This is a genomic window from Sphingopyxis sp. HIX (assembly GCF_001468285.1).
Taxonomy (GTDB): Bacteria; Pseudomonadota; Alphaproteobacteria; order Sphingomonadales; family Sphingomonadaceae; genus Sphingopyxis.
In genome coordinates this window covers 1-17669 of record NZ_LNSB01000070.1, presented here as the reverse complement: position 1 = coordinate 17669, position 17669 = coordinate 1, and the positions used below count along the sequence as shown (strand labels likewise).

Sequence of the window (17669 nt, the reverse complement as noted above, 5' to 3'; positions counted from 1 at the left end):
GCTTTGGGGTGGGGAGCCGGCCATCTTAATCCTCCCTGCGGCGTAGCCGTGGGGAGGGGGACCACCCGCAGGGTGGTGGAGGGGTGGTAGCGGCCTTGAGCGTCGGCTCAAGGCCGCTACCACCCCTCCACCATGCTTCGCATGGTCCCCCTCCCCATCGCTTCGCGACAGGGAGGATTAGGATGTCCGCTTCCGCCCGAAACCCGCCCTTCGCGGTTCAGCTCAATCCGCGCCGCCCGAAGGTCGCCGGCCGCATGCTGCGGAAGATCTGCGCCGGCTCGCTGGACCAGGCGCCCCGCGCGCGTTCGAGCGCGTTGTACAGCGGCCCGTCGACGAGTTCGTAGGGGAATCGCACCCCCATCCGGTCTACCTCGGCCCACATCACGATCGCATAGACCGTCTGCCCGCCATAATGGACCTCGCAGCGCGAGCGTACCGGCATGATCACGCCGCCCTCGATCCGCGCGCCGCCCTCCGACAGGTCGGTGATGCGGCCTTCGACGACGTTGAGCACGCCGTTGACGGTGACGTCGAGCGATACAGCTGTGCGCTTGTGCTGGCGCGGGCGAGGGGAAACGGTGCTGGTCATGCGCCGAGGCTAGGCAAAGATGGTAAATAATCCGGTAACGATGTTCGCTCGATCGCCCACTTGATCGATCATTCAAGTCGCGGTAGCCTCACCCTCGAATTGGGGGAGAGAAGATATGCGCAAAGCCATGCTGATCGCAGCCTTGTTGGCCGGAGCCTCAACCGCCGCGGCCGAGGAGCAGCCCACGCTCGCCGACCATTTCGCCCCGCTGCTCGGCCGCTGCTGGACCGCCGAATTCCCCGGCGGCAAGGCGCGCGACACGCATTGCTACCGGCTGATCGAGGGCGGCACCGCGATGGAGGACCGGCACATCGTCACCGGCGGGACCGAACCCTATGGCGGCATCAGCGTCTATCGCCGCGACGCGAAGAGCGGCACGATCCGCTACCATTATTTTGCCGGCGACGGCGGCTACAGCGAGGGGCAGGCGATCGGGGTCGAAGGCGGCTTCGACTTTCCCGACGAGGATTATACCGGCCCCGGCGGCAAGCCGATGGCGATCCGCAACAAGCTGCGCTTCGATCCCGCGGGCGGCTATGCCGCCGAGTCCGAAAAGCGCGAGGGCGACGCCTGGACCCCGCTCTTCGCGATGAAATTCGCTGCGGCCGGACCCGTGCCCGCACCCGGCGCCGTCGCGTTCGACCATCTGCAGGTCGCGCGCGCCATCGTCCGCGACGCGCCCGAGGCCGGCGGCGACACCGCCGGCTATATCGCGATCGCCAACGGCGGCACCGCGCCCGACCGTCTGCTCTCGGCGCGCTGCGCCTGCGCCGAACGCGTCGAACTGCACCGCGTCACCCGCGCCGGGGGCAAGGTATCGATGGACAATGTCTGGCCGCTCGACATCGCCCCCGCCGCGCGGACCGAGGTCAAGCCCGGCACGCCGCTGCACCTGATGCTCATGGGTCTGACGGCGCCGCTCGCCGCCGGTAGCAGCGTGCCGATCATACTGCAGTTCGAGCGCGCGGGCGCGGTGCGCGTCGATTTCCACATCGTCGCCGACAGCGCCAAGGGCTGGGAGGGCTGAGCCGCCTGTTGCATGGCCGCGCCGGGAATGATCTACCGGGGGCCATGGCCCGTCCGATCATCCTCTACGGCATCGCGCTCGCGGCGGCGGCCTTCCTGCTCGAATGGCTGAACTACAAACATGCCGTCCATCGCTGGTCGAGCGAATTCACCATCGTCTGCATCGCCATCCTCTGTGTCGCGCTGGGTGTCTGGGTCGGCAACCGGCTGACCGCGCGCCCGCGCGCCGCTTTCGTTCGCAACGAGGCGGCGATCGCGGCGCTCGGGATCAGTTCGCGCGAATGCGAGGTGCTCGACATGCTCGCCGCGGGCCACGCCAACAAGGTGATTGCGCGCCGGCTCGACATCTCGCCCAACACGGTCAAGACCCACATCGCCCGCGTCTATGAAAAGCTCGAGGTCGCGAGCCGCACGCAGGCAATCCAGAAGGCGCGCGCGCTCGACATCCTGCCGTAAAATCGGGCGATAATCGCCAAATCACCCCTTTGGGCGATGGATTTCGTCCGTTGTCGGGGGCCATCCTGCATGGCATCCACCAACAGGGGAGACAGGATCATGGGCAGGATTATCGCAGTCTATGGCGCCATCGCGGGCGTCATCGTCATCATCGGCATGTACAGCAGCATCACCTTCATCGCGGACCATGGCACGCTGGGCATGGTCGCCGGCTATCTGTCGATGCTGGTCGCGATGATCTTCGTGTTCGTCGGGGTGAAGCGCTACCGCGACGTCAACCTCGGCGGCGTGATCGGTTTCGGCAAGGCGTTCGGCGTGGGGCTCGGCATCGCGGGCGTCGCCTCGCTTTTCTATGTGCTGAGCTGGGAGGTCTATATGTGGCAGACCGGCGGGACCTTCATGGCCGAATATATGGCGAGCATGGTCGAGGATATGCGCGCCGCGGGCAAATCGGCGGCCGAGATCGCAAAATTCTCGGCCGAGATGAACGCCATGGCCGAGCAGTACAAGAACCCGCTGTTCCGCATGGCGCTGACCTTCACCGAAATCCTGCCCGTCGGGCTGCTGGTGTCGCTGATCTCGGCCGTGCTGCTGCGTAAAAGCGGCTTCATGCCCGCAGTGCAGCCGCGGGGGTGATCGGAAAGGGAAGAAGAGCGGCGCGCGTCCGCTCTTCTTCCCATCCTTGTTTCTTGCCGCTATGGCGCGCGCCATGACCGACTTGCATCTCGACCCCGCCCTGCGCGAGCCCGCGCAAACGTCCAAGGCCTGGCCGTTCGAGGAAGCGCGCAAGCTGGTGAAACGCTACCCCCAGGGCAAGCCCGGCGGCGCGCCGATGCTGTTCGAGACTGGCTACGGCCCCTCGGGCCTGCCGCATATCGGCACCTTCAACGAAGTGCTGCGCACGACGATGGTCCGCCGCGCCTATGAGACGCTGACCGCCAATGAATCCGGGGTGGCCGCGCCGACGCGTCTCGTCGCGTTCAGCGACGACATGGACGGGCTGCGCAAGGTCCCCGACAATGTGCCGCAAAAGGAAATGCTCGCGGCGCATCTCGGCAAGCCGCTCACCGCGATTCCCGATCCCTTCGGCAAGTATGAGAGTTTTGCGCATCATAACAATGCGATGCTGCGCGAGTTTCTCGACCGTTTCGGCTTCGATTACGAGTTCGTGAGCTCGACCGAGCGTTACACGTCGGGTGCTTTCGACGAAGCGCTCAAGAATGTCCTTCGCCACAATCAGGACATCCTCGACATCATGCTGCCGACGCTGCGCGCCGAGCGCGCCGCGACCTATTCGCCGATCCTGCCGGTCAGTCCGAAGTCGGGCATCGTGCTCCAGGTGCCGGTGACGGTGGTCGATGCCGACAAGGGCCTCGTGTCGTTCGAGGATGAGGGCGAGACGATTACGCACAGCATTCTCGGCGGCGGCGCCAAGCTGCAGTGGAAGGTCGACTGGGCGATGCGCTGGGTGGCGCTCGGCGTCGATTATGAAATGTACGGCAAGGACCTGACCGACAGCGGCGTCCAGTCGGGCAAGATCGCGCGCGCGCTCGGCGGGCAAAAGCCCGAGGGGCTGATCTACGAAATGTTCCTCGACGAAAAGGGCGAGAAGATTTCGAAGTCGAAGGGCAATGGCCTCAGCCTCGAGCAGTGGCTGAGCTATGGCAGCGAGGAGAGCCTCGCCTTCTTCGCCTATCGCGAGCCCAAGGCGGCGAAGCAGCTGCACATCGGCGTCATCCCGAAGGCGGTCGACGAATATCTCCAGATGCGCGGCAATTACCCCGCGCAGGAAGGCGACAAGAAGCTCGGCAACCCCGTGCACCATGTCCATGTCGCGCGCGGCGAGGTGGTGCCCGATACGTTGCTTCCCGTGACCTATGGATTGCTGCTCAATCTCGTCAGCCTACCCGGGCTGGGAGATAAGAAGATAGTCTGGGAGTATCTGCAAAAATACACTCCCGACGCGTCCCCCGAGAAGTATCCCGAACTCGACAGGCTCATCGAAAACGCCGTCGCCTATGGATGCGACTATGTCGCGCCGACGCTGAACCGCCGCAAGCCTGCGGGCAGCGAGGGCGCGGCGCTCGCCGACCTCGACGCCAGGCTCGCCGCGCTGCCCGCCGACGCCTCGGCCGACGATATCCAGAATATCGTCTACGAGGTCGGCAAGAACGAAGCCTATGGCTTTGAAAACCTGCGCGACTGGTTCAAGGCGCTCTACGAGACCCTGCTCGGGTCGAGCGCCGGGCCGCGCATGGGCAGCTTCATCGCCTTGTTCGGGATCGCCAACACGCGGCGGCTGATCGCCGAGGCGCTGGCGTAGGGCGGCCGACTTCATATTTCGTTCGTGCCGGGCTTGCGGCCGGCCGGATGCGTCGCCACTTGGCCGGTACGAACGGGATTTCGAGGGAGAAGAAGATGGCGGCCTATGAACTCGCGCAGATCAACATCAGCCGCTTTCGCCTGCCATCCGACCATGCCGCCAACCGCGATTTCATGGACGCGCTCGACCATGTGAATGCTGTCGCCGAGGCCGCCGACGGCTTTGTCTGGCGCCTGATCGGCGAGGGCAATAATGCGACCGACGTGGCGGTGACCGACGATCCGCTCGTTATCGCCAACATGTCGGTGTGGCGCGATCTCGATGCGCTCGCCACCTATGTTTATCGCACGTCCGACCACCTCGCGATCATGAAGCGGCGCAAGGAGTGGTTCGACCACAAGGACTCGCGCGTCGCGCTCTGGTGGGTTCCCGCCGGCCATCGCCCGACGGTCGCCGAGGGCCTGGCGCGGATCGCGATGATCGAGGCGAACGGCCCGAGCGCCGAGGCCTTCAGCTTCAAGCGGCCGTTCGACGCTCCCGACGGCACCCCGGCGCTTCCCATCGAGGACGAATGCGCGTGATCGACATCTTCACGACCGGCGGCACGATCGACAAAGTCTATTTCGACGCGCTCAGCGAATTCCAGATCGGCCCCGCGGCGATCCCCGACATGCTGCGCGAGAATAATGTCCATGTCCCGCACCGCGTCACGCAGCTGATGCGCAAGGACAGCCTGGAACTGGGCGACGCCGACCGCGAGGCGATCCGCGCCGCGGTCGCCGCGAGCGACGCCGACCGCATCCTCGTCACCCACGGCACCGATACGATGGTCGTCACCGGGCGCGTGCTCGCGGGGATCGCGGGCAAGACGATCGTCATGACCGGCGCGATGCAGCCCGCGTCGGTGCGCGCGAGCGACGCCGAATTCAACGTCGGCTTCGCGCTCGCCGCGGCACAGACGCTGCCGCCCGGCGTCTATGTCGCGATGAACGGGATGATCTTCGATCCCCTGACCACGGTGAAAGACCGCGCGGCAGGACGCTTTCGCGCCGAAGGGTGAATGGCTTCGCAGCCATATCGTTGAATAATCTTCCCTCTGTGATCCAGATCATGCCATCATGTCACCGGGTCGTGTGAATAAGACCGGGGGGCGGTGAGTCGCTGCCCCACCTTGATTGGACAACCGAAGGGAAGGGTAAACTCATGACCAACAAACTGGCCGGCCTGATCGCCGCCTCGGCCACCGCGCTCGCGCTGTCGGGCGCCGCGCTCGCCGGCGAAGCCCCCAAATCGAAGACCATCGGCGCCGCCGACGAAGTCAAATGCGCCGGCGTCAACAGCTGCAAGGGCGCGTCGGATTGCAAGACCGACGCGAGCTCGTGCAGCGGCGCGTCGGGCTGCGGCTCGGCGGGCAACAGCTGCAAGGGCGCGAACGCCTGCAAGGGCAAGGGCTGGAAAAAGCTCGCCGCGGGCAAGTGCCTCAGCGATGGCGGCAAGATCGTCGTCTGACAACGGATAGGGCAGGCCCGGTGGTCCGGGCCTGCCACTTCCTTGCCGACAGGACCGATGATGGACAGCAAAACCGCGCCGTCGCCGGGCTTCGGCCTCGGGCTGCGCCCCGAACATTATGGCGAGTTCCTTGGCCAGCCCCAGCCGGTCGACTGGCTGGAGATCATTTCCGAAAATTACATGGTCCCCGGCGGCAAGCCGCTGGCGATGCTCGACCGGGTCCGCGCCGACTATCCCGTGGTGATGCATGGCGTGTCGCTGTCGATCGGCTCGGCCGAACCGCTCGATCACGACTATCTTCGTGATCTCAAGGTGCTGGCAGGCAGAGTTGAGCCGCTGTGGATATCCGATCATCTCTGCTGGACAGGGATCAACGCGCACAACACGCACGACCTGCTGCCCTTGCCCTATGACGCCCCCGCGCTCGACTGCGTCGTGGACAACATCGGCCGCGTGCAGGATTTTCTCGGCCGGCGTATCCTGATCGAGAACCCGTCCTCCTACGTCACCTTCCGTTCGTCGGACCGCAGCGAATGGGATTTCCTCGCCGAGATGGCGGAGCGCGCCGACTGCCTGCTGCTGCTCGACGTCAACAATATCTATGTCAGCGCGCGCAACCACGGCTTCGACCCGCAGGATTATCTCGCCGGCCTGCCCGCCGACCGCATCCAGCAGATCCATCTCGCGGGGCACAGCGACATGGGCGACTATGTCATCGACACGCACGACGCCGACGTCTGCGACGCGGTGTGGGACCTCTATGGCGACGCGGTCCGGATGTTCGGCCCCGTCGCGACGATGATCGAGCGCGACGACCATATCCCGCCGCTCCCCGACGTCATCGCCGAACTCGACCGCGCCCGCGCCCTCGCGGCACAGGTGCTGGAGCCGGTGCATGGCTGAGGCGCTGCGCGACATGCAGGCGCGCTTCCTCGCCGGCGTCATCGCCAATGACGCGGCGGCCGAGGCGCTGATCGTCGACGACAACCGCGTCGGTGCGGCGAAGCGGCTCGCCATCTATCGCAACAATTACCGCTCGAGCCTGACCGGCGTGCTCGCCGACCATTATGAGCGGCTCCACGCCTATGTCGGCGACGAACAGTTCGACAATCTGGCCGAGGCCTATGTCGACGCCCACCCCTCGCACACGCGCAACCTGCGCTATTATGGCGAGAAATTTGCGGCGTTTTTGGCGCAGCACTATCCGGACGACGGTGAGCTCGCCGAGCTGGCGGCGCTCGACTGGGCGCTGCGCCATGCCTTCGACGCCGCCGACACCGCGCCGCTCGATGCGGCCGCGGTGGGCGAACTCGGCGATGCCTGGATCGAAAGGCGGCTGACGCTGCATCCCTCGGCGACCCTGCTGCCCGTCCGCCATAATGTCGCAGCACTATGGAGCAGCCTCGACGCCGACGAGGAACCGCCCGAGGTCGAGGCCCTGCCCGACGCCGCAACTTTGCTGATATGGCGCGACGGCACCCAATCGCGCTTCCGCAGCCTGATGGCCGACGAGGCCGCCGCGCTGGCGCTGCTCGCCGATGGCGCCAGCTTCACCGACCTCAGCGCCGCGCTGATCGAGGCCGAGGGCGAGGCCGCGGCGATGGAAGCGCTCGCCGCGTGGCTCGGCCGCTGGCTCGCCGACGAACTGCTGGTGCTCGCGGACTAGGCCGCCGCGGGCCGCGAGGTGACCTGCCGCAGCACGCTCGCATAATCGGGCGCGATCGTCATCGCGTCATGCTTGCCTGCCCGGCCCAGCGCGGCATGGACCTCGGGCAGCCGGTAACAGGGCACCCCCATGAACAGATGATGCTCGGCGTGATAATTGACCCAGTAAGGCGCCACCGTCGCGCGCGCGATCCAGCCTGCGCGCGTCGTGCGCGCATGGCTGAACGGATCGTCGCTGCCCGTCGTCGTGCACGCATGCTCGGCGATGTTGCGGATGCGCAGGTACAGCTGGAAGGTCGTCGCGAGCCCCGCGAGCCACAGCAGATAGGGCGTCCAGCCATAGAGCGATAGCGACAGCGCCAGCAGCACCGCCTGCACCGCCAGGAAACGCCCGACCGCACGCGTCACCGCCATCGCGCCCGCCGCATCGACCGCGGGCGCGGTGACGCCGTCGTCGGACTGCTTGTTGAACGGCGTGCCCGCGCGCGTGCTCGCGCCGGTCTTCCCGGCCTTCTCGCCGCGCAGCATCGCTTTGAGCCCGGTGATCGCCAGCCCGAATTGCGCCACGCGCTGCTTGAAGAAGGTCTGCACGGAGAGGTCGCGCAGCGCCTTGCGCCAAAGGCTGGCGCGCGTGGTGGGGAAGGGCTTCGACAGCAGAAGGTCGGGGTCCTCCGCCTGCTGGGTGAATTTGTGATGCTGGAGGTGATAGGTGCGGTAGGCGATGAGGTCGGACCCCACCGCCGCGCCGGTCAGCCAGTCGCCGAGGAAATTGTTGAGCTTGCGGTTGGGGTGCAGCGCGCCATGCGCGGCGTCGTGCATCAGGATCGCAAAACCCAATTGCCGTCCCCCGACGAGAATGATCGCGGCGAGCCAGGCGAGGGGATTCGCGAGCCACGCCGCGATCCCGATCACCCCAATGCTGACGATCCAGCCGTGCGCGACCAGCCAGATGCCGCGCCACGGCGACACGCGCGTGATCGCGGCCCATTCGTCGCGGCTGAAAAACTGGGTCGGCGGCAGGAGGCGTACGGCAGGCATGGCGCGACTATAACCCGTTGCGAAGAAAAACCCAATCCCTCCCATTATGGAGCAATTACGCGGCTTTACGCCCCTCCCGTATAAGGTTTTGGAAACCCCTTTCTGGCACAGAAATCGCACAAAGGACCGACTGTTTACGGGAACTGCGGGATTGGGGTTGAAGCGGGCCATAGTGAGGCCGGTGGCCAGCGAGACGTCGCCTGACGAATCGCTGTTCGATTCACCGGAGTTTGTGACGCGCCTGACGCGCGTCGCACAGCTGTGGCACTATGTGCTCGTCAGCCGCGTCCTCGTCTATTTCGCCTGTGCCTTTTTTCCCGGACTTCCGGGCTTTTTCGACCGGCCGTCGCAGTGGTTGCTGCTCGGACTCGGCATCGGCTGCGACCTCGTCCTGACCGTGATCGGCCAATTGTCGCGGTCGCCGCAGCGCGGCCTCCCCGAACGGATCGGCCTCTGGTGCACCGCGGTGATGGGGCTGATCGCGCTCGGCACCTTGTTCACCAGCATCGCGATGTTCGTGAACGGCGGCGGCATGGGCGGCGGCCCCTATGTCGATGCCTTTTCGGCGATTCGCGTGGGCACGGTGCTCGTCGCGGCGTCGGCGGTGGCGATCGCGCGGCCGGCTTTCTTCACCTTCGCGGGCGCCACCGCGCTCGGCGGCGCGATCGGCAAGGCGTCGGTGCCCTTCGCGATCGCGGCGATGATCTTCCTCGTCCTGTTGATCGTGATGGTGCGCGAGGACGTCCGCCACCAGAATCGCACCCGCCGCGCCAAGCACAAGGCGGCGAGCGAGCAGCAGCGCGCGCTAAACCTGGTGCGCGACTTCGAACGCGCGGGGCGCGGCTGGTTCTGGGAAACCGACCGCCACGGCCAGCTCGTCTATATCTCGCAGACCGTCGCGGCAAAGCTCGGCCGCCCGGCGAGCAGTCTGATCGGCAAGCCCTTCACCGACATCATCAGGAAGCGCATCGGCAACGACGAGAGCGAGGAACGCACTTTGGGCTTCAGCCTGTCGTCGCGAACGCCGTTCAAGGAGCTGACCGTGCAGGCCGCGGTGCAGGGCGAGGAGCGCTGGTGGTCGATTTCGGGCCACCCGATCAGCAACGAGCTCGGCAATTTCCAGGGGTTCCGCGGCAGCGGCACCGACCTCACCGAAAAGAAGAAGTCCGAGCGCGAGATCAACCAGCTCGCGCGCTACGACGTGCTCACCGGGCTCGCCAACCGGCTCCATATCACCGACCTGCTCGAACGCGCATTGCGCAACCATATTGGCCAGCCGCAGCCCTGCGCGCTGCTGCTGATGGACCTCGACCGCTTCAAGGCGGTGAACGACACGCTCGGCCACCCGGTCGGCGACCAGCTGCTCCAGCAGGTCGCGGCGCGGCTCACCCAGATCATCGGCGACAAGGGGCAGGTCGGGCGCCTCGGCGGCGACGAATTCCAGATCGTACTGCCGCAGATCACCCAGGCCGACAAGCTCGCCAATATCGCGAACTCGATCATCCTCAGCCTCGCCAAGCCCTTTTCGATCGAGGGCGAGCAGGTCCGGATCGGCTCGTCGATCGGCATCTCGGTGTCCGAAGGCGCGGGGGTGCCCTCGTCGGCGCTGGTGCGCAACGCCGACCTCGCGCTCTATGCCGCGAAGGACGCGGGGCGCGGCGTCTATCGCTTCTACGCCGATGCGATGCACGACCAGGCGAGCGAGCGGAAGGCGATCGAGGATGCGCTGCGCGATGCGCTGGCGAAGGATGAGCTCCGCCTCGTCTACCAGCCGATCGTCGACGTCGCGAGCGAACGCGTGACCGGCTTCGAAGCGCTGATCCGGTGGCAGCGCGGCGGCGCCGACCTGGTCAGCCCGTCGAAATTCATCCCGATCGCCGAGGAATCGAACCTGATCATCCCGATCGGCGAATGGATCATCCGCTCGGCGTGCGACGCGATCGCGCGCTTCGGCCCCGATTATCGCGTCGCGGTCAACGTCTCGCCGCGCCAGTTCGCGAACGAGAAATTGCCCGCGACGATCATGGGCGCGGTTTCGGCCGCGGGCATCCGCCCCGACCAGCTCGAGCTGGAGATCACCGAGGGCATCTTCCTCGACGAAAGCCCCGAAAATCTGGAGATGTTCCAGCGGCTGAAGCGCACCGGCGTCCGCCTCGCGCTCGACGATTTCGGCACCGGCTATTCGGCGCTGGGCTATTTGAAGAAGGCGCCCTTCGACAAGATCAAGATCGACCAGAGCTTCGTGCGCGGCGCCGCCGACAAGACCAGCATGAACGCCGCGATCATCTCGTCGATCGTCGGCCTCGCGGCGGCGCTCAAGATGGAGACCACCGCCGAGGGGGTCGAGACGCACGACGACCTCGACCTGATCCGCGGTTTGGGCTGCAGCCATGTCCAGGGCTATATCTATGGCAAGCCGATGGCGCTGGCGGACGCGCTCGACCTCTTGCGCACCGGCGGCGGCCGCGTGTCGGCCGAGGGCTACAAGAGCGCGCGCGAGCCGCGGCGGCTGACCTTCCGCACGATTCATGTCGAGAGCGGCGGTTACCGCTACGAGGCGATCATCCGCAACGTCTCGACGCGCGGCGCGCTGATCGAAGGGCTGTGGAACGTGCCCGAGGGCACGGTCTTCCGCCTCGAATTCGGCCCCGAACTCGTCCTCGACGCCGAAGCGCGCTGGTCCGAACAGAACCGCGTCGGCGTGCAATTTGCGCAGGCGGTGGAGATAACGGCGCTGATCGGCAACGCCTCTCCGGCGCCGGTGCGCGCACGGATCGACCGCGCGGCGTGAGGGAAGCGAGCGGCGGGATTGGGGTGGGGAGCGGACGTTCTTAATCCTCCCTGCGGCGAAGCCGTGGGGAGGGGGACCGCCCGAAGGGTGGTGGAGGGGTCGATGCTACAAGCGTCAGCGTTGGAGGCCTCCACCCCTCCACCATGCTTCGCATGGTCCCCCTCCCCATCGCTGCGCGACAGGGAGGATTAGAATGACCGCTCCCGCCCGGAACCAGCCATCCGCCTGATGCATAAAAAGAGGGACCGGAAACCCGGCCCCTCAGTTTGTCCGCTGGTAACCGAAAGATATTACCAGAAGAAATCGTAGATCACGTCGACCACTTCGCCATTATAGGTGTCGACGAGCAGCGCGTCGTTGTAATAGCGCACCCAGCGATACCCGCCATAGGCCGGCGGCAGGCGATAGTACCAGGGATCGTTGATCCAGTAGCGCTGGCCATAGAACAGCGACCCCAGCGTGAAACCGACGCTGAAGCGCGTGTAGCCGCGGTTGCGATACGGGTTGTAGTAGCGCGGCAGGCGGTAATAGTTCCGGTTGCGGTCGCGATAGCCGCGCCAGTCGTAGCGGCGATCGCCGCGCCATTCGCGGTTCCAGTTGTTCCGCCGGTCGTTGTCGCGATAGCGGCGGTCGACGCGGTTGTTGTCGTTGCGGTCGTAACGCCGGTCGATCTGGCCATCGCGATTGCGGTCGTAACGGCGATCGCGCTGGTCGATGCGATTGTTGTTGTTGCGATCCCAGCGGCGGTCGAGGTCGCCGTTGCGATTGCGGTCGTAACGGCGATCGACGCGGTTGTTGTCGTTGCGATCGTAGCGCCGGTCGACCTGGCCGTTGCGGTTGCGGTCCCAGCGGCGGTCGATTTGCCCGTCGCGATTGCGGTCATAGACGTTGCCGCCCTGACGCTGCGCCTGCTGGCGCTGGGCTTGCTCGCGTTGAGCCTGCTGGCGCTGCACCTGCTGGCGTTGCACCTGGGCATTGCCGCGGTCGCGGTTCTGCGACCAGTCGCGGCGCTGCGGCGCCTGTTGCGGGCGCGGCGCCGCATCGCGCTGGCGCTGCACCTGCTGGCGCTGCACCTGCGGCTGTTGCGGGCGCTGCGCCCGCTGGCCGCGCTCGCCGCCACCGCCGCGGTTCATGCCGGCACCGCGGTTGCCACCGCGATTGCCGCGGTCGCCGTCGCCGCGCTGCGCCAGTTGCTGGCCTTCGCGCGCCTGCGCAAACACCGGCGCGACCGGGGTGAGCATCGTCGCGGCGATCAGCAACCCTCCGATTAGTCTCTTCATCGTCTGTCTCCGAACACGGGTCCCATGGTCGGCGGGCAGCCGGCCGGGAAGATGAATCGAAAGTTACCGGCGACCAGATGAGTCGTGGCTGAACCGCAATGTTGCCTGCGGTTCAGCTAGATGAACGGACGTGAGGGCTTAGCGTTCCGGCGGCGCGCGCATCGCGGGTACCGCACCCGCGGCGTCCTGTGGCCGGATGCCCGGCGGCGGCGCGGCGGCGATGCGCTCCTCGCCGCGCAGCACGCGCCCGGCGCGCCTGATTGCGCCGCGGATGCGCGGATAGGTGCCGCAGCGGCAGATATTGGTCATCGCCGCGTCGATCTCGGCATCGCTGGGATTGCTGTTGGTGCGCAGCAAGGCCGCCGCGGCCATGATCATCCCCGACTGGCAGAAGCCGCATTGCGGCACCTGTTCGGCGACCCACGCCTGCTGCACCGGATGGCTGCGGTCGCGCGTCAGCCCCTCGATCGTCGTGACGAAGCGGCCCTCGCATTCGGCAATCGTGACCAGGCAGCTGCGGATCGCCTCGCCGTCGATGTCGACGGTGCACGCGCCGCAATCGCCCGTGCCGCAGCCATATTTGGTGCCCGTCAGGTTCGACGCGTCGCGCAGCGCCCACAAGAGGGGCGTCTCGGGATCCATCCGATATTCGATCGGGCGGTCGTTGACCGAAAAGCGCGTCATAGAGCCCCTAGTAGCGGCCCCGTCCGATTAGTCACGCCAGCTCGTGTCGATCTTGTCGACCTTGCGCACCATCGCGTCGAATTCGGCCTTGCCCGACTGGCCGGGGATCGCCGCCATATAGAGGTCGCGCTGGTGGACCTTGATCACCTCTTCGTCGACCAGGATCGGCTTGCCCATGCTCATCGTCGCGAGCTGGATCTCGCACGCGCGCTGCAGCGCCCAATATTTGATGAAGGCGTCGGTCAGCGACTTGCCCATCACGACGGGGCCATGGTTGCGCAGCATCAGGATGCGCTTGTTGCCCAGATGCTCGACCAGCCGTTCGCCTTCTTCCTCGCGCACCGTCACGCCCTCGAAGTCGTGATAGGCGAGCTGGCCCATGAAGTTGCAGGCATAGAAGTTGGTCGGCTGCAGCCCGCCCTCGAGCCCGCACACCGCCATCGTCGCGGTGGTATGCGTGTGGATGATCGCATGCGCGTCGGGCAAGACGCGGTGGAACAGGCTGTGCTGGACGAAACCCGCCTTGTTGACGTGCCAGGGATTATCCTCGTCCAGCTTGTTGCCGTCGATGTCGATCTTGATCAGGCTCGACGCGGTCACTTCGCTGAAATGCATGCCATAGGGGTTGATCAGGAAGGCGCCTTCCTGATCCTCGAGCTTCACCGTGATGTGGTTGAAGATCATCTCGTCCCAGCCCATCATCGCAAAGATACGGTAGCAGGCCGCCAGTTCCTGCCGCGCCGCCCATTCGGCTTCGCTATATTTGCTGTTGCGCTTCAGCTGGGTCGCCATCGCCTGATCCTCTCGCAGTCGGTTTCGTTGTGCCACCTATGCCACAGCCGGAGCCGAGGGCGCAATCCCGCGGGCGGCTGCGGCCAACTGGTTAACAAAAGCGATAAAACGTTGACGGACGTAGCGTTAACCGTCAGGCTTCGAATCAGGGTCGAGCTGCGGGGCTTCCATTCGTCCGAAAGAGACGATGATGTCCGCCTGGATGTGTGCGTGTGGTCCGACCCGGCCATCCCCTCATGCTGGTTGCAGCGCATCGAATTGCACGATGCGGCCATTCCGCTGCTCGTGTTTTTGGGGAGTGAGAAACAATGCGTACCATGGTGAAACTGTCCGCGTCGGTAATGGCGCTGGCGGCCTATTCGGCCTTTTCGGCTACGCCTGCGCAGGCGGCCGAGTGTATTCTCGACACCAACAACAATGGGGTCGCCGATGCCGGCGATACCGACGGCGGCGCGATCTCGTCGAACGACAGCCAGCTCGCCTGCGGTCCGAACACGCTGGTCCAGGGCAATAATTCGACCGCGGTCGGCGCCAACGCGCAGTCCAATGCCAGCGGATCGACCGCGGTCGGCTCGACGGCGACCGCATCGGGTGCGTCGTCCACGGCGCTCGGCTATCTGGCGAACGCGACCGACACGCGCGCGATTGCCGTCGGCGTGCAAAGCCAGGCGACGGACACGCACGCCGTTGCCGTCGGCGACGCGGCGATCGCCAGCGGCCGCTCGTCGACCGCGCTCGGCAGCGGCGGCGTCGCATCGCGGCCGGTGATCGCGGCAGCGGGTTTCAGCACCGCGCTTGGGACGGGAAGCCAGGTGGAGGCCGGGGCAACCGGGGCGACCGCCGTTGGTAACAATAATACGGTGACGGCGGATGGTGCGTTCGGCGCCGCGCTCGGTGCCTTCAACACGGTCTCGGCGGCAAACGGTGTCGCTATCGGCGTTTCCTCGACGGCCAGCGCCGACAACGCCCTGGCAGCCGGGACGGCCGCTCTGGCAAGCGGCGCCAACTCGACGGCAGTCGGTGCTCTAGCGTTGGCCAGTGGTACGACCAGCACGGCCATCGGCAACCTGTCGACCGCCACCGACGAAGACGCGGTCGCAATCGGTGATAACGCCACGGCAAGCGGCTTCCACTCGACCGCCGTCGGCGGCGAAGCGGTCGCCTCGGGCCGCGGTGCGCAGGCCTTCGGCTGGCAATCGTCGGCGACCGGCAACCTCAGCACCGCGCTCGGCCATCAGGCGAGCGCCACGGGCATCCAGTCGACGGCGGTCGGCAAGAGCTCCAGCGCCACCGGCGACAATGCGACGGCGGTCGGTAACTTTGCGACGGCTGCCGTGGACGCCACGGCGGTCGGCACCAATGCCACGGCGGCTGCCGGCGGCGTCGCCATCGGCCGGATCGCCAATGCGGCGGATCAGGCGATCGCCATCGGCGAAGGCGCCTCGGCGACCGGAAATCGCGGCGTCGCGACGGGCGTCGGTGCGACGGCCGTGGCGCAGAGCGCGGCCTATGGCAGCGATTCGGTCGCGACCGGCACGACCTCGACCGCGATCGGCCAGAACGCCAGCGCGACCGACGAGGATGCCGTCGCCGTCGGCCAGCTCGCCAATGCCTCGGGCTTCCATTCGACCGCCGTGGGCGCCGAATCGGTCGCTTCGGGTCGCGGCGCGCAGGCGTTCGGCTGGCAGGCCGTCGCGTCGGGCAATCTCAGCCTCGCGGCGGGCCACCAGGCGCAGGCGACCGGAATCCAGTCGACCGCGGTCGGCAAGAATTCGGTCGCGGCGTTCGACAATTCGACCGCGATCGGCTTCGGCGCCACGACGACCCGCGCCAACCAGGTCCGCCTGGGCGGCGCCGGCAGCAGCGTGTCGGTCGGCGACCTCGCCGCCAGCACCGCCGCGCAGACGGGGACGATCAGCGTCGCCACCGTCGATGCGTCGGGCACGCTGGGCGCGGGCCCGACGGTCGCGAGCCTGGCCACGGCCTCGGCGCTCGCCGCGACCAACGCCAATGTCTCGGCGCTGCAGACGCTCACCGCGCAGCACACGAGCCAGATCGGCACGCTGTTCGCGCAGTCGGACGAGAACCGCCGCCAGGCGCGCCTCGCCAACGAGGGCGTCGCGCTGGCGCTGTCGATGGAAACCCCGTCGCTGCCCGCCGACGCCAAGTTCGGCCTGTCGGGCGGCATCGGCTATTATAACGACCGCACCGCCGGATCGGTCGCGATGACCGCGCGGATCAGCGAGAAGGCCACCTTCTCGGCCGGCGTGGGCGCGGGCTTCGACTCGGGCGAGATCGGCGCACGCGGCGGCTTCCAGGTCGTCTGGTAAGCCTTGGATGAAAACGGGCGATGCTTCCTTGCCAAGGGAGCATCGCCCTTTCATGATGGATTTTATGGACAGCATCATCTTCTCGGGACGCGGCGCGAAAGCGGCCGCTTTTTCTTTGTCCGCCGCACTGCTGGCGATCGCCACGCCCGCGCAGGCGCAGACGGGGGCCGCCGCGCCGCCGCCCGTCGCGGCGATGCCGGTGCCCGGCGACCTCGAACTCGCCAAGCTGATCTGGTCGACGATCACCGCGATCGACCATGCGAACCAGTCGGGCAATTATTCGGTGCTGCGCGATATCAGTTCGCCGGCGTTCCAGATCGCCAACGACCCGTCGCGGCTGGCGCAGATCTTCGCCTCGCTGCGCGACAATCGCGTCGACCTGTCGAACAGCCTGCTGCTCGCGCCCGTCTACAACGGCGCGCCGCAGGTGGGGCAGGGCAATGTGCTGCGCGTGCGCGGCAGTTTCGGGCTGCGCCCGACCGCGGTCGCCTTCGACTTCGAATTCCAGTGGTACAACGGTAAATGGCGTCTGTTCGGGGTCGCGATCTCGCCGATGCCGCTCGCGACGCAACAGCCGGCCGCGGGCCCCGAGGTCCCCGACACGCGCCGCCGCGGGAACCAATAGCCATGTTTTCGGCCCCTGCGGGCGCGCAGGGGCTTGCATTTGGCCGCGAATCCCTTTAGTGGCGCTCCATCGGAACGTCGCGGGTTCGCGGCGCTCTTTTTATTGCCCGAATATCGGCGACCCATGGCGAACCGGATAGTTCCCGGTCAGGGTCGTTTTGACGAACAGGAGTCGAGACACTTTATGCAGATCATCGTTCGCGACAATAATGTCGACCAGGCCCTTCGCGCGCTCAAGAAGAAGCTGCAGCGTGAGGGCGTGTATCGCGAGATGAAGCTGCGCCGTCACTACGAGAAGCCGAGCGAAAAGCGCGCGCGCGAGCACGCCGCCGCCGTCCGCCGCGCCCGCAAGATGGAGCGCAAGCGGATGGAGCGCGACGGGATCAAGTAAGACCCGTCACTCCCGTTCGGGATCCTGATCGTGAAAGGGGCGCTGCGGCAACGCGGCGCCCTTTTTCGTTTTCGGCGAGGAGGGTGGCGGGTTTCGGGCGGTTGCGGGCATCCTAATCCTCCCTGTCGCGAAGCGATGGGGAGGGGGACCATGCGAAGCATGGTGGAGGGG

At 66.5% G+C, this 17669-nt stretch carries 18 protein-coding genes; 13 read left to right on the top strand and 5 right to left on the bottom strand.

What is annotated here, in order from left to right; genetic code table 11:
• Positions 1-217 precede the first annotated feature (217 nt).
• Positions 218-589, bottom strand: coding sequence for a PilZ domain-containing protein (locus ATE62_RS21940; RefSeq protein ID WP_058810530.1), 372 nt, complete (start codon positions 587-589; stop codon positions 218-220).
• Positions 590-704: 115 nt separating this feature from the next.
• Here ATE62_RS21940 and ATE62_RS21935 point away from each other — a divergent pair, with 115 nt between their 5' ends.
• From ATE62_RS21935 to ATE62_RS21895, 9 genes are all read left to right on the top strand, one after another.
• On the top strand, positions 705-1616 hold the full coding sequence (locus ATE62_RS21935; RefSeq protein ID WP_058810528.1) for a copper chaperone PCu(A)C: 912 nt from the start codon (positions 705-707) through the stop codon (positions 1614-1616).
• A gap of 44 nt (positions 1617-1660) precedes the next feature.
• Positions 1661-2071, top strand: a complete 411-nt coding sequence (locus ATE62_RS21930) for a response regulator transcription factor (RefSeq protein ID WP_082662972.1) — start codon at positions 1661-1663, stop codon at positions 2069-2071.
• A gap of 99 nt (positions 2072-2170) precedes the next feature.
• A complete protein-coding gene (locus ATE62_RS21925) occupies positions 2171-2707 on the top strand; it encodes a DUF4199 domain-containing protein (RefSeq protein WP_058810526.1) in 537 nt (178 codons plus the stop codon).
• A 73-nt stretch (positions 2708-2780) separates the two neighbouring features.
• On the top strand, positions 2781-4394 hold the full coding sequence (locus tag ATE62_RS21920; protein WP_058810533.1) for a lysine--tRNA ligase: 1614 nt from the start codon (positions 2781-2783) through the stop codon (positions 4392-4394).
• A 95-nt stretch (positions 4395-4489) separates the two neighbouring features.
• Positions 4490-4975, top strand: a complete 486-nt coding sequence (locus tag ATE62_RS21915) for a DUF3291 domain-containing protein (protein ID WP_058810524.1) — start codon at positions 4490-4492, stop codon at positions 4973-4975.
• On the top strand, positions 4972-5454 hold the full coding sequence (locus ATE62_RS21910) for an asparaginase domain-containing protein (protein WP_058810532.1): 483 nt from the start codon (positions 4972-4974) through the stop codon (positions 5452-5454). The genes ATE62_RS21915 and ATE62_RS21910 overlap by 4 nt, the downstream gene beginning before the upstream one ends.
• A gap of 143 nt (positions 5455-5597) precedes the next feature.
• The gene (locus tag ATE62_RS21905) at positions 5598-5903 is read left to right on the top strand and encodes a hypothetical protein (protein WP_058810522.1); all 306 of its coding nucleotides are present in this window, start codon (positions 5598-5600) and stop codon (positions 5901-5903) included.
• A 57-nt stretch (positions 5904-5960) separates the two neighbouring features.
• A complete protein-coding gene (bufB, locus tag ATE62_RS21900; RefSeq protein WP_197411772.1) occupies positions 5961-6806 on the top strand; it encodes an MNIO family bufferin maturase in 846 nt (281 codons plus the stop codon).
• The gene (locus tag ATE62_RS21895; RefSeq protein WP_058810518.1) at positions 6799-7569 is read left to right on the top strand and encodes an HvfC/BufC family peptide modification chaperone; all 771 of its coding nucleotides are present in this window, start codon (positions 6799-6801) and stop codon (positions 7567-7569) included. The genes bufB and ATE62_RS21895 overlap by 8 nt, the downstream gene beginning before the upstream one ends.
• Here the strand turns inward: ATE62_RS21895 and ATE62_RS21890 are convergent.
• Positions 7566-8606, bottom strand: coding sequence for a fatty acid desaturase family protein (locus tag ATE62_RS21890; protein ID WP_058810517.1), 1041 nt, complete (start codon positions 8604-8606; stop codon positions 7566-7568). The two genes, ATE62_RS21895 and ATE62_RS21890, sit on opposite strands and share 4 nt — an antisense overlap.
• Positions 8607-8838: 232 nt before the next feature.
• Between ATE62_RS21890 and ATE62_RS21885 the strand changes: the two genes are divergently transcribed.
• Positions 8839-11397, top strand: a complete 2559-nt coding sequence (locus ATE62_RS21885; protein WP_231736379.1) for an EAL domain-containing protein — start codon at positions 8839-8841, stop codon at positions 11395-11397.
• Positions 11398-11687: 290 nt separating this feature from the next.
• Here ATE62_RS21885 and ATE62_RS21880 read toward each other — a convergent pair whose 3' ends face one another.
• The 3 genes from ATE62_RS21880 to ATE62_RS21870 all read right to left on the bottom strand — a co-directional run bounded on the left by ATE62_RS21880 (position 11688) and on the right by ATE62_RS21870 (position 14153).
• Positions 11688-12677, bottom strand: a complete 990-nt coding sequence (locus ATE62_RS21880; RefSeq protein ID WP_082662970.1) for an RcnB family protein — start codon at positions 12675-12677, stop codon at positions 11688-11690.
• Positions 12678-12815: 138 nt separating this feature from the next.
• Entirely contained in the window at positions 12816-13361 is a 546-nt protein-coding gene (locus ATE62_RS21875) for a (2Fe-2S)-binding protein (RefSeq protein WP_058806830.1), read from the bottom strand.
• Positions 13362-13388: 27 nt separating this feature from the next.
• Positions 13389-14153 (bottom strand): class II aldolase/adducin family protein, encoded by a 765-nt coding sequence (locus ATE62_RS21870; RefSeq protein WP_058806829.1) that lies wholly within the window; start codon positions 14151-14153, stop codon positions 13389-13391.
• 308 nt (positions 14154-14461) lie between these two features.
• Between ATE62_RS21870 and ATE62_RS21865 the strand changes: the two genes are divergently transcribed.
• From ATE62_RS21865 to rpsU, 3 genes are all read left to right on the top strand, one after another.
• A complete protein-coding gene (locus ATE62_RS21865; RefSeq protein WP_082662969.1) occupies positions 14462-16483 on the top strand; it encodes a YadA-like family protein in 2022 nt (673 codons plus the stop codon).
• Positions 16484-16535: 52 nt separating this feature from the next.
• Positions 16536-17108 (top strand): hypothetical protein, encoded by a 573-nt coding sequence (locus tag ATE62_RS21860; protein ID WP_231736377.1) that lies wholly within the window; start codon positions 16536-16538, stop codon positions 17106-17108.
• Positions 17109-17291: 183 nt separating this feature from the next.
• Positions 17292-17498 carry a 30S ribosomal protein S21 gene (rpsU, locus tag ATE62_RS21855; RefSeq protein WP_037510267.1) on the top strand — a complete coding sequence of 69 codons (207 nt, stop codon included), beginning with the start codon at positions 17292-17294 and terminating at the stop codon, positions 17496-17498.
• Positions 17499-17669 lie beyond the last annotated feature (171 nt).